A 17178-nucleotide genomic window follows, 5' to 3' on the forward strand; every position below is an offset into this window, starting at 1 on the left:
AAAATATAAACTGGAATTTGTATGTGTATATTTGTGCCTATTAATTCAATAATTGTACGTTTTGAAACAAATCACTTCAATACAAAATTCATTTATCAAATCGTTAGTCCAATTACAGGAAAAAGCGAAAGCCCGTAGGCAATCAGGAACATTTTTAATGGAGGGAAAACGTGAAATTTCAATTGCGGTTAAAGGCGGTTATGAAATAGAAACACTATTGTTTTTACCTGAAATATGTTCAGAAGCTGATGCACATGCGTTATCGAAAAATGCTGAGGTGATCGAAATCAATAAGGAAGTATATCAAAAATTAGCGTATCGAGATACCACTGAAGGTATTTTGGCTGTAGCCAAAACAAAAATGCTAAAACTATCTGATTTAAAATTGTCAATAAATCCACTGATTTTAGTCGCAGAAGCTCCAGAAAAACCAGGAAATATTGGTGCATTACTGCGTACTGCCGATGCGGCAAATCTCGATGCTGTGATTATTGCCAATCCAAAAAGTGATTTATACAACCCTAATATCGTGCGTTCTAGCGTAGGCTGCCTTTTTACAAACCAAATTGCAACTGGAACAACATCGGAGATTATCGCATTTTTAAAAGAGCGAAAAATCAATTTTTATTGCGCTACTTTACAAAATTCGACTGGATATCATACCCAAGATTACACCACACCCACTGCATTAGTAGTTGGCACAGAAGCCACTGGTTTAACGGATGAATGGCGCAAAGAAGCCACAAAAAATATTATAATTCCCATGCAAGGCGAAATTGATTCGATGAATGTTTCGGTTGCAGCAGCGATTTTAATCTTTGAAGCCAAAAGGCAAAGAGGGTTTTGATTTTTGATTGAAGATTTTAGATTGAAGATTTTAGATTGAAGATTTCAGATTGAAGATTTGAGATTGAGGATTGAGGATTGAAGATTACAGATTGCAGATTGGAGATTGGAGATTGAAGATTGTTTTTAGATTGCAGATTTTAAGGAATACAGAATGAATCACAAATTACGAATTATGAAAAAATATACACTTGCAATACTACTTTTAGTCGCTCTAAATACCAATAGTTATGCACAAATTAGTTCATTACAAATAGATGAATTAGTGGAAAGAACTCTAAAAACTTTTACTGTTCCGGGGATTGCAGTTGCGATTGTGAAAGATGGAAAAATAATCCATTCGAAAGGATATGGTGTTAAATCTATTTTGACAAATGAAAAAGTAGATGCAAATACACTTTTTGGAATCGCTTCAAACAGTAAAGCATTTACCAGCGCGGCTTTGGCAATGCTTGTTGACGAAGGCAAAATAAACTGGGATGATAAAGTCGTTCAATATCTACCTAATTTCAAAATGTATAATGAATATGTAACAAATGAATTTACAATTCGGGATTTATTAACGCACCGCAGCGGATTGGGCCTTGGTGCGGGTGATTTAATGATCTGGCCAGACGGAAGCGATTTCACTGCAAAAGATATCGTTCAAAATTTACAGTATTTAAGACCTGTTTCGGCTTTTAGAACACAGTACGATTATGATAATTTACTTTATATTGTTGCTGGAGAAGTGATTCAAGTGGCTAGTGGTATAAGCTGGTGCGATTTTATAGAAAAACGAATCATGCAACCTTTAGAAATGAACAATAGTGCTGCTTCTTATTTGAGACTTGTAGATTCTACTAACATTATTGCACCTCACGTTCCTATAAATGGAAAATTAAAAGTTATCAAGCGTTATCAAAACCAACTTTTTGATGCCGCAGCAGGAATTTATTCTAGTGTAAATGATTTGAGTAAATGGACGATTATACAATTAAATAATGGACAATTTGGACCTAGTAATCAGCAATTATTTTCTAAAAAAGAGCATAATGAAATGTGGCAATTGCAGACTATCATTCCTGTAAATCCAAAACCTCCATATAACACCCATTTTAGCGGTTACGGACTAGGTTGGTTTTTAAGTGATGTAAAGGGATACAAGCAAGTAAGTCATACCGGCGGTTTAGAAGGAATTGTAACTCAGGTAACGCTAATGCCAGAATTAAATTTGGGAATTATTGTTTTAACAAATCAACAATCTGGCGCTGCATTTAGAGCAATCACAAATACCATAAAAGACAGTTATTTAGGAATAACATCAGAAGATTATGTCGCTACTTACAGCGCAAGTTTGAAGACAAATGAAGCTAATGCAGATAAAAAAACAGATGAAGTTTGGGCAGCAGTTGCAAAAAACAAAAAAGAAAAAAGAAAGATAGATTTCAAAACAATCGTAGGCACTTACACTGACAATTGGTTTGGGGATATTGTTCTTTCAGAGAAACAAGGGAAATTATATTTTGCCTCAAAACGTTCTCCACAACTTTCAGGCGAAGTTTTTTTCTATACAGAAAATAATTACGTAGTAAAATGGAATAATGCTTATTTCCATGCCGATGCGCATTTATTTATTGAGTGTGATGCATCAGGAAAAGCAGTTCGATTGACTATGAAAGCAATTTCTGAATTAACAGATTTTAGTTATGATTTTCATGATTTAGATTTTAGATTGTCTTCTAAGTAAACGGTCTCTTTTACAATAGAAATAATTTTGATTGTGGAATTGAAAATACGAATCGTTCTTGTTAATTTCTTTTTTTGCGTTAGGGATAAAAGTGGAAATCCTTTTTTATTGTGGAGCGCGAGCGGAATAATAAAAAAGATTGAAACGGATAGCCCGATTCGCCGCGGCGAAAACGCCCAAATAAAATCATAATACTCTGTGTTTACCCTTGTGTATATCCTAAATAATCTCTATTTTTAAAAAATGAACCGTGCTGTTATGATAGAAATCGATTTAGAAAAGGAAAACAAAGCAATTGCTCAAGAATATAAGGAATTGCTGCGCATAAGTTATCAAACTTTGACAGCTGAGGATAAAAAACTTATCCGTAAAGCTTTTGATGTCTCAGTTGAGGCGCACAAAGAACAACGAAGAAAATCAGGTGAAGCTTACATCTTTCATCCTATTGCTGTTGCAAAAATTGTAGCTTCGGAAATAGGTTTAGGAGCAACATCGATTGCCGCAGCTTTACTGCATGACGTTGTAGAAGACACGGACTTAACTGTTCATGATATTGAACGCATGTTTAATTCTAAAGTGGCACAACTTGTTGAAGGATTGACTAAAATATCGATGGTTCAAAAAGATTTGAATATGTCAATGCAAGCGGAAAATTTTCGCAAAATGATTTTGACGTTGAACGATGATGTACGTGTTATTTTGATTAAACTGGCTGATCGTTTGCACAACATGCAAACTATGGACTCCATGCGCGAAGACAAACAAACTAAAATCGCATCAGAGACTTTATACATTTACGCTCCATTGGCTCATAGACTCGGTTTGTATAATATCAAGACTAAGTTAGAGGATTTAGGATTAAAATATACTGAACCAGTTATTTACAATGATATCATTAGTAAAATTAAAGAAACTAAAGAGGAGCAAGATGATTATATCAAATCTATTTCTGAAGTACTCAAAAAATCATTGAATGACGAGGGCGTTGAATACATTATAAAAGGTCGCCCAAAATCTATATATTCTATTCGGAGAAAAATGCTAGCTCAAAACGTAAGTTTCGAGGAGGTGTATGATAAATTTGCTTTACGAATTGTCTATAAAGCAAATCAGCATGATGAAAAATTTATCGCTTGGAAAATTTATTCGATCGTCACTGATCATTATAGACCGAGTCCTAGCCGATTGCGTGACTGGATTTCGTCGCCAAAATCAACTGGTTATGAAGCACTTCACATCACGGTGATGGGGCCAAAAGGTCGCTGGGTAGAGGTACAAGTGCGGAGTGAACGAATGGATGAAATAGCTGAAAAAGGATATGCCGCTCACTATAAATATAAAAATGGCGCTACCGAAGAAAGCGGTTTAGATGTTTGGCTTAATTTACTAAAAGAAGCATTAGAAAATTCAGAGACGAACGCGGTTGATTTTGTTGAAGATTTTAAAATGAATTTGTATTCCAAAGAAATTTTTGTTTTTACACCAAAGGGCGAAATTAAATCATTGCCAAAAGGTGCTACATCACTGGATTTTGCATTCAGTATTCACTCGGAAATAGGAATCAGGACTAGAGGCACTCGTGTAAACGGTAAATTAGTTCCATTAAATTTTGAACTAAAAAGTGGTGACCAAATTGAAGTTATTACTTCTCAGCATCAAAAACCGACCATTAACTGGATCGATTATGTAACTACTTCCAGAGCGAAAACGAAGATTAAAAATGTTTTAAATGAAAACACCAAAAAAATTGGTGAAGAAGGGAAAGAATTATTGACCCGTAAATTAAAACATTTAAAAATAACAATGAGCGAGCAGGTTATAAATGAACTTGTTAATTTTTTTAAATTAAAAACAAGTTTAGATCTTTTTTATCGAGTTGGAATTGGTGCTATTGAAAATCAGCAGTTGAAGGATTTCGCTGCCCAAAAAAGCAACACTTTCATCAATTTCTTTAAGAATAAAATGAAGCGCTCTTCAAGCAATACAGCCGATGAAGACATACACCGACCGATAGTTAACAGCAATTATGATGTACTTGTTTTTGGCAAAGACCAAGATAAACTAGATTATAAATTGTCGCCTTGCTGCAATCCTATTCCTGGTGATGACGTTTTTGGGTTTGTAACGATTAATGAAGGGATAAAAGTGCACAAAAAAGATTGCCCAAATGCTATAGGAATGCAATCAAACTACGCCTATAGGATTATGCTAGCTAAGTGGATCGATTCTTCACAAGAAGAATTTAAGGCGATTATTAATGTTACAGGTATGGACGTTTTAGGACTTACAAATCAGTTAACTAAAGTAATTTCAAATAATATGCATGTCAATATTCAAAGTATAGCTTTGAGCACTGATGCTGGGATTTTTAACGGCCAAATTACTGTCATTGTACAAAACAACACTATTTTAAAAAAAATGATTACCAATATCAAAAAAATTGACGGGGTAGACAAAGTGACGAGAGAATATAAGACCTAGAGTAAGACTGATGTTTACTTTTAGAAATACAAATTGAACAAACTTCAAACATAACAAACCGGAAGCTTTAAACTTTAAACTAAAAATTTTATCTTTGCCAGCATATGACACTTATTTCCATAGATAACAGCAAAAACCAAGAAATTGTAAAAAATGTTTTTACAATGTATCTTGAGAAAAAAGGACATCGCAAAACGCCAGAACGTTATGCAATCCTTCAGGAAATTTACGATAGCGAAGAACATTTTGATGTGGAAAATCTTTACATCAAGATGAAAAATAAAAACTACCGCGTGAGTAGAGCAACGCTTTATAACACTATTGAATTGTTGCTAGATTGCGCACTAGTAAGAAAACACCAGTTTGGACAAAATCAAGCACATTATGAAAAATCATACTTTGACAAACAGCATGATCATATTATCATGACTGACACTGGTGAAGTAATTGAGTTTTGTGATCCTCGAATTCAAACTATAAAAAAAACTATTGAGGAAATTTTTGATATCGAAATCACGAATCACTCTTTGTATTTATACGGCATCAAGAAGCCTAAAACCGATTTGGAATAACAACTTTACAAACATAAAATTAACTACAAATAACACATAGAATGACCGTAGATTTATTACTAGGATTACAATGGGGAGATGAAGGAAAAGGTAAAATTGTTGACGTTCTTACTTCAAAATACGATATTATTGCTCGTTTTCAAGGCGGACCTAATGCTGGACACACCTTAGAATTTGACGGTATAAAACATGTACTAAGAACCATTCCTTCTGGAATTTTTCACGGCAACAACATTAACATTATTGGTAATGGAGTTGTAATCGATCCTGTAGTTTTTAAAAGTGAAGTTGATGGTCTAGCCAAATTTAATTTGGATTTAAAATCAAAATTAATTATTTCAAGAAAAGCTCATTTAATTTTACCAACGCACCGTTTATTAGACGCTGTATCAGAAGCTTCAAAAGGAAAAGCAAAAATAGGTTCAACACTTAAAGGAATTGGTCCAACATACATGGACAAAACGGGTAGAAACGGAATTCGCGTTGGTGACATCGAACTAGAAGATTTTGCTGATCGTTATAGAGCTCTCGCTGATAAACATGAAGCCATGATCGCATTTTATGATGTGGACATTCAATATAATCTACCAGAATTAGAAAAGGAATTTTTTGAGGCGATCGAAGACTTAAAAAAATTAGATTTTATTGATAGCGAAGAATATTTGCACCAAGCTCAAAAAGCTGGTAAATCAATATTGTGTGAAGGTGCACAAGGTTCTTTGCTTGATGTTGATTTTGGAACTTATCCATTTGTAACCTCGTCAAATACTACAGCAGCTGGTGCTTGTACTGGTTTGGGAATTGCTCCAAATAAAATTAAAGAAGTTTATGGAATCTTCAAAGCTTACGTTACACGGGTTGGTAGCGGACCTTTCCCAACAGAACTTTTTGATCAAGATGGAATAACGATGGCTAGTGTAGGAAATGAATTTGGATCAGTTACAGGAAGACAAAGACGTTGCGGATGGTTAGATTTAGTTGCGCTTAAATACGCGGTTCAAGTCAATGGTGTCACGCAGTTAATGATGATGAAAGGCGATGTACTTTCAGGATTTGAAACTTTAAAAGTTTGCACAGACTACAATTATAAAGGAGAGAAAATTTCTCATTTTCCATATAATATTGAACCAGAAAATGTAACTCCTGTTTATAAAGAATTTAAAGGATGGAAACAAGATTTAACGGGTATGACAACTTACGATGAATTACCTATTGAATTAAAAGAATATATCGAATTCATTGAAAAAGAAGTCGAAGTTCCTATCAAAATTGTTTCGGTGGGACCAGATAGAAAGCAAACCATTCTAAAATAATATCTTAAACGCTCTGAAATTCAGAGCGTTTTTTTTTCTAAAAATAGCTATCTTTTATTTAGTTTTTAAAATTGTCAGAATTAAATAACTTTACTTTTATGGTCACACGCAAAATCTTACCATTCCATTTTTTAATTATATGCGGTTTAAGTATTTTCTTTTCTTGCAAGACTGACAATGACGACATTATTTTGAATAATTCCTCTCAAAAATATAGTGTTACAGGATCAAAAATACTTGAAGAAACAAAACCCATTCAACTTATTGGTTCAAATTCTTTTCACACGTTTTCTCCTGGAAGTACTGCTATGAATAGCTGGAACATCGATGTTGCAAGGGAATTTATTGGCAACAGTAAGGAAAATCCTTTAACCGGGAGTCCAATAAAAGATTCAAATGGTGCTTATTTGCATTCGTTACAAAGTGTTGTCGACGGTAATAGAATAAATAATAGAATCACAATTTTATGTGGGTTTGGCTGGGACGGAACTACCGTTACAGAATTTACTGGGAAAAGCCCCTCACAAACCTATTGGTGGAATGCATATAAAACAAAATTGCAGCAGTGGGCAAACCATTTTAAAAACCAACAAGATGTATGGATTGAAGTGTGGAATGAACCCTACAGATACGATAGAGCGGATGGATACACCGATGAAATTTGGGAGAAAGATATGAATGAATTGGTTGCGCAAATCCGAAATACAGGAAATTCTAATATAATTTTAGTCCCTTGTGCAGAGCAAGGTCAGGACGAAAGTGTACTAATAAATAAAGGAAAATTATTTTTGACAAATAAAGAAAATATAATTTTTGATATTCACGCTTATGAAAAATGGCTTTTAGATACTGATGTTTCTATTAATAATCGCTTGGATCAGCTAAAACAGCGAAATTTACCAATCTTTATCGGTGAAATAGCACCTATGAATGCTGGGATTTTAATGAATCCGAAATCATTTCTAGATATTATATCCAATCGTGGTATTTCTGTTTGCGGTTGGGTTTGGAAGAACGACGAGAATGATCAAAATGCTTTGCTAACGAAATCAGGTTTACCAAATAACAACAACAATAATAATTGGGGAACTATCTATAAAAATCTAGCTGTAAAGTCACGTAATCCCTAAGTTTAAAAACATCTGAATTAATTATTTTTAAATGAAAAATCCATCAATTAAAATTCAAAAAACCGAATTGCTTTCTGATAACCATTATGTTTTAAATAAGGTGACTTTTGATTATCAAAAAAAAGATGAGTCTTGGATATCTCATAAAAGAGAAGTGTATGATAGAGGAAATGGCGCTGCTATTTTACTTTACAATTTACAGCAGAAAACAATTCTTTTAACACGGCAGTTTAGATTGCCTACCTATTTAAATGGCAACAAATCAGGTATGATGATCGAAGTTTGTGCAGGATTGTTAGATCAAGACAGTCCTGAACAATGCATAATAAGAGAAACTGAAGAAGAAACTGGATATAGAATTGCTAAGGTGAAAAAAATAATGGAAACGTATACGTCTCCTGGAGCAGTAACTGAAATTTTACATTTATTTATCGGAGAATATGATGAGTCTATGAAAGTCACTGAAGGTGGTGGCTTAGAATCAGAACAAGAGAATATTGACGTGATAGAATTGTTATTTGACGAAGCATATATCAAGATCGGCAACGGAGAAATTAATGATGCAAAAACAGTAATTTTATTACAGTATGCCAAGATCAATTTGGATTTGTAATTTTATAAAGTTTGTGTATTTATTTATTTGGTTGCGGTGTCATTCTTAAATATGGCTTAATTACTTCGCACCCTTTTGGAAACTTCTCAGCAATGTCTTCATCTTTTATAGACGACGAAATTACTACTTTATCGCCGTCTTTCCAGTTAGCGGGTGTTGCAACGCTATAATTAGCTGTTAATTGTAGGCTATCAATTACACGTAGCAACTCATCAAAATTTCTTCCGGTAGAAGCTGGATAATTCAATGTTAATTTAACCTTTTTGTCAGGACTTATAATAAATACAGATCGAACGGTAAAACTGTCACTTGCATTGGGATGCATCATATCATATAATTCCGCTATTCGCTTGTCTTCATCAGCAATTATAGGAAAGTTAACTATAGTGTGTTGCGTTTCATTAATATCATTAATCCACTTCAGGTGTGATTCTACCCCATCAACACTTAATGCGATTACCTTCACATTTCGTTTTTCAAACTCAGGATAATAGTTAGCTACTGTGCCTAATTCAGTTGTGCAAACTGGCGTGAAATCAGCAGGATGCGAAAATAATATACACCATGAGTCGCCAATCCATTCGTGAAATTTTATTTTTCCCATTGAAGTTTCTGCTTCAAAATCAGGGGCGATATCGCCTAATCGTACTGTTGCCATAATAATTAATTTAAGTAATTAATAAAAATGTAAGTTATTGAAATTTACCTTATAAAGTTGAAAACTAGACTTAAAAGTTTATTAATTATTTAGTTGGAAGAGAGCATTTGATTAAAAAAAATATTCTTTACAGTTTAAATAACCTAGCTCTGATCGTCCCGAAATTTCGGGAGCATCTCACGCATTTTCTTTATGGATCTAGTGAAGACCAGGATTATACTCCAAAAAAAATCTAATTTATCTCTTTTTTAAATTAGGTAAAAAGAAAGCAATAATTCCTATCAACGGCAAGTAAGCGCAAAGATAATACACGTACGTTATGCTGGTATGATCAGCAAGATTTCCTAATAAAGCTGACCCTAAGCCACCCATTCCAAAAGCAAAACCATAAAAAAGTCCTGAAACCATTCCGAGTTTTTTTGGTAATAATTCCTGTGCATACACTAAAATAGCAGGAAAAGCGGAAGAAATAATAAGTCCGATTACAACAGATAATACTCCAGTCCAAAATAAATCGACAAATGGTAACAATAACGTGAAAGGTGCTGCTCCCAAAACGGAAAACCAGATCACATATTTTCTACCAAACTTATCACCTAGCGGCCCACCAATTAGTGTTCCAACGGCGCAGGACGCTAAAAATAAAACCAAATGAAATTGGGCATCTTGGACAGATAAATTGAATTTTTCCATTAAGTAAAAGGTAAAATAGCTAGACATGCTAGACATGTAAACAAATTTTGAGAAAATCAAAACCAATAAAATTATAACAGAGATAACAATTTTACTTTGGGACAAATTAGGCAATTCTATTATGGCTTTTTTAGTGCGCCCTAAACTAAGATGATTTTGATACCAAAAAGCGATTTGTCTCAAAACAAATAATCCAACGACAGATGCGGCTAAAAACCAAATAATATATTGTTGCGAATTTGGAACTACAATTAATGCTACTAACAAAGGTCCTATTGCTGTACCGACGTTTCCGCCTAATTGAAATATTGATTGAGCCAAACCTCGTTTTCCTCCAGACGCTAAAAATGAGATTCTAGAAGCTTCCGGATGAAAAATTGACGAGCCTATTCCAACCAATATTACCGAAACGATAATCATAGAAAAGCTAGAAGCATAAGCTAATGATACGATTCCTAACGAGGTAAAAATCATTCCAAAAATTTGAGAAAAAGGTTTTGGCTTTTTATCTGTATACAATCCTACTAAAGGCTGTAACAACGATCCTGCTAATTGGTAAGCCAATGTTATTAATCCAATTTGGGTAAAAGTTAAATTGTAATTTTCTTTTAAAATCGGATATGCTGCTGGAATCACAGCTTGCAATAAATCATTTATTAAATGAGCAAATGCTATCGAGAATAGAATAGGATAAACGGTTTGTTGTGCTTGGACTGTATTGTCAGCTTTAAGGGTGTTAGCAGCGAAAAAATTCATTTTTTTATAAAACTTGATTAATAATTAAAGTGTAAAAATCACTTTTAAATTTGCAATATAAAATACCAGATGGTTAGAGTTATAAATGATATAGGAATCCCATAACCTATCATCATACTACTCAACTTTGGTTTTAAACCATGAGAGGAAGCTAATATACTGGCCGTAATCATAGGCGCCATAGCTGATTCCATTATTGTAACTTCAATAGCTTTTGAATCCTGCTGCAAAATTACGACGTATAGTAAATAGATAAATGCCGGAGTCAATACTAATTTGTATAAAAGTCCTAACCCTAAAAATCTCCAGTGCTGACTTTTGCTGTCAAATTGCAGTTGCAAGCCCACAGAAAACATTGCCAGTGGAGTCATTAAGCTGCCCGCTTTTTGAAAGAAAAACTGCAAATAAGCATCAAAATCATAATTTAAAAAATTCATTCCACAAGCAATAATAAAAGCAATGAATGGAGGAAAAAAGGCAATTTTTTTTATGATTTGAATGCCATTTGGTTTGCCTCTTGAATAAACTGCGGCTATCAAAATTGCGAATGTAGAAAGAATCACAAATGAACCTGGCTGATCTACTAAAATGGCTGTTTTTAACCCATCAGTTCCGTAAAGAGCTTCAATTATGGGATAACCTAAAAATGAAGTGTTGCCTAGACCAGCCGTTATAATTAAGCAACCAATAAGCTTTCTAGACCAACCGAATTTCTTGCCCAAAAAAGTAAAGACCAAATAAGATCCACCAAATGTGATCCAAGCTGCACCAATAGGAAATAATAGGTCTTTACTGACTTCGATTTTAGGAATATAGTACAAGGCAATCGCTGGAAGGCAAAAATAAATTACAACTTTATTAAGGAACTTATAAATAGAAACTGGAAATCCCTTTACGTTTTGAAGAATGAGACCTAAAATTAAGAAAAAGAAAATTATTATGAAATTATACATATACTTATGAACCTGAAAAGATTTTAAATTTTTTAAATTTTTTAAATTGTAGTTGTGTGATGCAAAAATTGTTCTAGTTTGAAGCACTCTTGTATGCCTACAATGAAACACAAATAGTAATTTTTTTAATTGCGAAATACAGTACGATTTATCATTACAGAACTTTAAACACTACAACTACCGCGATTAATTAATACACGGATTCAATATGATATTCCCTTTCATTAAACTTAAATACTGACCCTTTTTTCAGTCCTCGCATAGATGCATAAATTGGAGCCTTAGTCGAGATTCCGAAAACCGTCATATCTTGAACTTTTATTTCCTCGATTGAAACAGAGACATAAAAAGTAAGCTTATCAGTAACAACCAGCGCGCCCAGTTCAACTACAGAACTTTCTTTATTGGAATTTATTGTTTTTAATAATTCCATTTCATGTTTTGCAAAGTCTAGTTCTTTTCCTACCGCGTTTAATAATTCTATTTTACCGGCAGCGCGACTTTCTGTTTGGCTCGGTGAGTGATCAAATTCAAAAACGTCAGACTCCATAGACTCTAACCGACTTTTAAAATTATCGATCAAGTCCTTTTGCTTTTTCAGGCAAGCATCAAGAATTAGATTTTTAGGGATTATCATTTGTTTTTTAGTTTAATTCTCGGTTTTTACAATTGTATAAATATAAGGCATTTTAAACGAGAATCATTCCAATCGTGTTCAAAATAGAAAGTTATAAATTACGGCTCGTTTAAAAAAGACAAAACCATAACTAAATTTAAATTTTGGAAATAAAATTAATAGCTATAATACTTAAATTACGTTTGTAATCACACTATTGCATTAGCTACTGCTATTTATTCTTGCAGTATAATAAAACCATTTTTTACAAGATATTTTACTTATTTTTACGTTTAAAATAATTCGTTTTGTCAAACAAAAAGTCCCTTCGCAGCGCTCTAACTGAAAAACCAGGAGTTCCAACTATAGAAATTGTTAGCGCAATTGCAGTTGGCACTATTCAGCACTTTAGAAAAATACAACCTTCAATAAACGATTTGGTTGTAGGCATTTTAGCGAGAAATATAACAACTTTGAGTCGGGCAATAACCTTAGTCGAAAGTACTAATTCTATTCATTTGGCCAAAGCCAATGAGGTTATCAACGCTTGTTTACCGTATGCAGGAAAATCAATGAGAATAGGAATTACTGGAGTTCCTGGTGTCGGCAAAAGTACGTTTATAGAGGCTTTTGGAAAAATTTTGACAAGTTTAGGTAAAAAAGTAGCTGTTTTGGCAGTTGATCCTAGCAGCACAATAAGTCACGGAAGTATTCTAGGTGATAAAACTAGGATGGAGGAATTAGTTAAAGATAAAAATGCTTACATACGTCCTTCGGCTTCTGGCGAAACGCTTGGAGGTGTTGCTCGAAAAACCAGAGAAACGATAACGCTGTGTGAAGCCGCTGGTTTTGATACGATAATTATTGAAACCGTTGGCGTAGGCCAAAGCGAAACTGCTGTTCACAGTATGGTAGATTTCTTTTTATTGCTAAAAATATCAGGTGCTGGTGACGAACTACAAGGAATTAAACGCGGAATTATGGAAATGGCTGACGCAATTGTTATTAACAAAGCGGATGGCGATAATATAAAGAAAGCACAATTTGCAAAAATGGAATTCAATCGAGCGTTACACCTTTTTCCAGCGAAAAATTCTGGCTGGACACCTACAACTTCAACTTGCAGTTCTATAACACATGAGGGAATTTCAACCGTTTGGGAAACCATAGAACAATTTCTCATCTTGACAAAAGAAAACAACTCGTTCTATACCAAAAGAAAAGAACAAAATCAGTACTGGATGTTAGAAACCATTAACGAGTATTTAAAAACTAGTTTCTACAACCAAAGTGAAATTCAAAATCTTTTAGAATCGACAAAGAAGGCCGTGCAAAATGATGAAATTTCGCCTTTTGCAGCTGCTCAATTATTACTAGATAAATATTTTCACACAGCTGACTCGAACAAAAAAGAAAACTAAAAACGTTTCTGATTTTCAGACAATTGATTTTAAGATATTTTACACCAAAAAGTCTTTGAAATTACTGTCATGTTTTTGTCAAATCAAGCGCAGTCGAGATTACGAACGACTTACAAATAACGTTTCGTGATTGATTACAATCATTGTAACGTGCTCAACCTGACAAATTTCAATTCTTTTTAACAGTAAATTCAAAATATAAATGGTATTATCAAATTAGCGATTTATTTTTACCAAAAAAGAAACGCTAGACTAGCTAGCGTTTTAAAATTGTGTTCATTATAAAATTTATTCAGTCAAAAACTCATCAAAAGTTTTAAGAGTAAATAGAACTTTACTTTCTTCATTTTGCTTTTTATAAGCAAGTTGATGTTTGGTTTTTAAAGCTTTAAATTCATTGATTGCATTATCAAAACGCGATTTTATCACCTCCATATTTTCTAGTTGAGACGGTGACGGAGCCGTAAAATTAGATGCAACTGTAGCGTAAAGCTCCCCTAGTTTTTCTCGCAACTGTGGCTCAGCCGCTCCTACGTAATTGTCGCCAGTAGTTACCACCATTTTAGCTTTCAGCGTTTCAAAGGCAGTTTTTATTTTTGTTCCTTCCTTAGAAAACTTTTTATTTTTCTCCATCAGTTGTTCCAATAATTTAACCGTTTCATCTATTTCATAGACAGTGTAAGCTAACTCCTCATTCATATTAAATAATAGGCGAGTTGTTTCCTTTTGTTTTAATCTGTCGGCTGCAGCAATACTACTTTTTGGATCATTAAGTACCTTAATGTTGTGGGTAAACACCTCTTTCCCTTTGGTTAATACCACTTTATACGTTCCTTCTTGAACTCTAGGTGCTGTAAAACCAGAATATGAAAGTGTTTTTCCTGCAGCTATTTTAGGGAATTTCATATTGTAATTCCAGTTCACGACATTGATTCCTTTTTGTTTACCTGGCGATAAACTGGTAATTTTTTCTCCATTTTCATTATGGATTTCCAAATCCATTTTACCTAAAGTATGACGTTTCTTAAGATAATAAATAATTTGAGCACTTGATGATGGGTTGTTACCTACAAACTCTAATTCAGTGGAAGTACCTCCAAAATTAGATTGCTCTTCGATTACTGCTGGTTTTAGGTCAAAGAAATGAATATTTTGAGCTAATGCTTCTTGCGTTATTTGTCGCAGTGGACTTATATCGTCAAGAACAATGATTCCGCGACCGTGCGTAGCCATAACTAAATCATTCGTTTTTTTGTGCAATTCCATATAATGTATGGCAACTGAAGGCATGTTATTTGTAAAATGGGACCAATTCACTCCACCATCTACAGTAGTGTATAAGCCCTTTTCAGTTCCTAAAAACAACAAATTTTCATTTTTGAAATCTTCCTGAATGTTTCGCACAAAACCATCAATGTCAGCAGAGATTATTGATTTCCACGTTTTACCAAAATCGTTAGTCTTGTAAGTGTATGGCGTGTAATCATTGCTGGAATGTCCTTCAAAAACGGCATAGGCAGTTCCCTCTCCAAAAACGCTGGCTTCAATATGATAACACCAAGTGTTTTTTGGTAAACCTGCAATATTTGCGACAACATTTGTCCATAATTTCCCACCATCTTTAGTTACTTGGATATTACCATCATCAGTACCAGCCCAAATTACTTTTTCATTCAACGGAGATTCCGCAATAGTAAAAATGGTACAATGATTTTCGGCACCAGAATTGTCTTTAGACAAACCTCCAGAGTTTTCTTGATTCATTTTTAACGGATTATTCGTAGTCAAGTCAGGAGAAATTTTCTGCCATGTTCTACCCATATCCTCTGATTTATGAACAAATTGACTTCCCATATAAAATCGATCACCCTGTTTATTGCTGATTTCCATTGGAGCATTCCAGTTAAAACGCAATTTGGGATCCCCTTTTACTGCTAAAGGCTGAACGGTAATAAGTTCTTGTGTGTCTAAATTATAACGCCAAACATTTTCGGCACCTTGCATTTCACTATAAATAATGTTTTTTGTAGGATGTTTTGCAACTCTAAAACCATCCCCTTGACCTATCCGAGTCCAATCTCTAGCTTCAATTCCTCCCGGACTTTTACTTGGACCATACCAAGTACCATTATCCTGTAAACCGCCGTAAACATTATAAGGCTCTTTATCGTCTATGGTAACATGATAAAATTGGGAAACTGGCAAATTACTTACCATTTCCATCGTGCTTCCTGTATCCCAGCTTCTATACACGCCTCCATCAGTCGCACAATAAATCCTGTTACTGTCATTTACATCAAAAGCAATATCATGAATATCGGCATGCATGTACCCCAAGTTTTTGAAAGTCTTCCCACCATCACGGCTTATGGATCCACTTAATCCCGCTTTGACTACTATTTCCGGATTTTTTGGATCAATTACAATTCTCGAAAAATAGAAAGGTCTTACGACTAAACCAAAATCACTATTTAAAAGCTTCCAATTTGCTCCTGCATCATCAGAGCGATAGAGACCATTTTGGTTACTATTTTCTGTTTCTAATACGGAGTATAATATATTCGTATTAGAGGGAGCAACGGCTATTGCTATTCTGCCTAATTTCCCTTTTGGGAAACCGTTTTGGATTTTATTCCAAGTTTTTCCTGCATCTATTGATTTATAAAGTCCCGATTGTGTTCCCCCAGAACTGAAAGACCAACCCGTTCTTCTAAATTCCCAAAAACTAGCATACATAATGTCCGCGTTTTTAGGATCGATAATTAAGTCAGAACAACCTGTTTTCGCGTCAACATAAAATACTTTTTGCCACGTAGTTCCACCGTCGATGGTTTTATAAACGCCTCTTTCATCGCTGTCGCCCCACAACGCGCCCAAGACTCCAACCCAAACGATATCGCCGTTTTTGGGATCAACAATTATAGACGAAATACGATCTGATTTTGGCAGACCCATATTTTTCCAGTTTTGACCTCCATCGGTACTTTTATATATTCCGTCGCCCATGGAAACACTATTTCGAGTCCAAACCTCGCCGGTTCCAACCCAAATATTCTGATCTGGTTTAGAGGCATCTATTGCCACACAGCCTATAGATTGTATGTGATCATCAAAAATTGAGGCAAATGATGCACCACCGTCGCTACTTTTCCAAACTCCACCGCCAGCTGTGGCAGTGTACATGATTTTATTATTGGTAGGATGCATCTCTAAATCGGTAATTCTTCCGCTCATAAGTGCTGGACCGAGATGTCTCGCTTTCATATCACCAAACAATTCTTTGCCTTTAAGAACTATCTTGTCTTGCGCCATTATTGATGTTGCCGATAGTAATGAAATAAAAGCAAAAACTAAATTTATCTTTTTCATATCTTGATTATTTTAAAAAAAAACCCTT

General features: G+C 34.3%; 13 protein-coding genes. 8 read left to right on the forward strand and 5 right to left on the reverse strand.

Features of this window, described 5'->3' with window-relative positions; all coding sequences use genetic code 11:
• The first annotated feature begins 61 nt into the window (after positions 1-61).
• The 7 genes from BUB42_RS03335 (at position 62) to BUB42_RS03365 (ending at position 8684) form a co-directional block, all read left to right on the forward strand.
• Entirely contained in the window at positions 62-847 is a 786-nt protein-coding gene (locus tag BUB42_RS03335) for a TrmH family RNA methyltransferase (RefSeq protein ID WP_073017366.1), read from the forward strand.
• Positions 848-1021: 174 nt separating this feature from the next.
• Positions 1022-2575, forward strand: coding sequence for a serine hydrolase (locus BUB42_RS03340; RefSeq protein ID WP_073017368.1), 1554 nt, complete (start codon positions 1022-1024; stop codon positions 2573-2575).
• Positions 2576-2833: 258 nt separating this feature from the next.
• A complete protein-coding gene (locus BUB42_RS03345; protein ID WP_073017370.1) occupies positions 2834-5056 on the forward strand; it encodes a RelA/SpoT family protein in 2223 nt (740 codons plus the stop codon).
• A 104-nt stretch (positions 5057-5160) separates the two neighbouring features.
• Positions 5161-5628: a Fur family transcriptional regulator gene (locus BUB42_RS03350; protein ID WP_073017175.1), complete on the forward strand. Its 468-nt coding sequence runs from the start codon at positions 5161-5163 to the stop codon at positions 5626-5628.
• A 41-nt stretch (positions 5629-5669) separates the two neighbouring features.
• On the forward strand, positions 5670-6941 hold the full coding sequence (locus BUB42_RS03355) for an adenylosuccinate synthase (protein WP_073017177.1): 1272 nt from the start codon (positions 5670-5672) through the stop codon (positions 6939-6941).
• 98 nt (positions 6942-7039) lie between these two features.
• Positions 7040-8071, forward strand: a complete 1032-nt coding sequence (locus BUB42_RS03360) for a cellulase family glycosylhydrolase (RefSeq protein ID WP_073017178.1) — start codon at positions 7040-7042, stop codon at positions 8069-8071.
• A gap of 31 nt (positions 8072-8102) precedes the next feature.
• Positions 8103-8684: an NUDIX domain-containing protein gene (locus BUB42_RS03365; protein ID WP_073017180.1), complete on the forward strand. Its 582-nt coding sequence runs from the start codon at positions 8103-8105 to the stop codon at positions 8682-8684.
• Between the two features lie 19 nt (positions 8685-8703).
• On the opposite strand, the gene BUB42_RS03370 is transcribed toward BUB42_RS03365, so the two are convergent.
• The 4 genes from BUB42_RS03370 to BUB42_RS03385 form a co-directional block, all read right to left on the reverse strand.
• The gene (locus BUB42_RS03370) at positions 8704-9342 is read right to left on the reverse strand and encodes a peroxiredoxin (protein WP_073017182.1); all 639 of its coding nucleotides are present in this window, start codon (positions 9340-9342) and stop codon (positions 8704-8706) included.
• 237 nt (positions 9343-9579) lie between these two features.
• Positions 9580-10791 carry an MFS transporter gene (locus tag BUB42_RS03375; RefSeq protein ID WP_073017184.1) on the reverse strand — a complete coding sequence of 404 codons (1212 nt, stop codon included), beginning with the start codon at positions 10789-10791 and terminating at the stop codon, positions 9580-9582.
• Between the two features lie 44 nt (positions 10792-10835).
• The gene (locus tag BUB42_RS03380; protein ID WP_073017371.1) at positions 10836-11744 is read right to left on the reverse strand and encodes an AEC family transporter; all 909 of its coding nucleotides are present in this window, start codon (positions 11742-11744) and stop codon (positions 10836-10838) included.
• Positions 11745-11934: 190 nt separating this feature from the next.
• Entirely contained in the window at positions 11935-12381 is a 447-nt protein-coding gene (locus tag BUB42_RS03385; protein ID WP_073017186.1) for a hypothetical protein, read from the reverse strand.
• 287 nt (positions 12382-12668) lie between these two features.
• Here BUB42_RS03385 and meaB point away from each other — a divergent pair, with 287 nt between their 5' ends.
• Positions 12669-13781 carry a methylmalonyl Co-A mutase-associated GTPase MeaB gene (meaB, locus tag BUB42_RS03390; RefSeq protein WP_073017187.1) on the forward strand — a complete coding sequence of 371 codons (1113 nt, stop codon included), beginning with the start codon at positions 12669-12671 and terminating at the stop codon, positions 13779-13781.
• A 288-nt stretch (positions 13782-14069) separates the two neighbouring features.
• Here meaB and BUB42_RS03395 read toward each other — a convergent pair whose 3' ends face one another.
• Positions 14070-17150 (reverse strand): WD40/YVTN/BNR-like repeat-containing protein, encoded by a 3081-nt coding sequence (locus BUB42_RS03395; protein ID WP_073017189.1) that lies wholly within the window; start codon positions 17148-17150, stop codon positions 14070-14072.
• Positions 17151-17178 lie beyond the last annotated feature (28 nt).

The organism is Flavobacterium micromati (genome assembly GCF_900129585.1).
GTDB classification, from domain to species: Bacteria; Bacteroidota; Bacteroidia; order Flavobacteriales; family Flavobacteriaceae; genus Flavobacterium; species Flavobacterium micromati.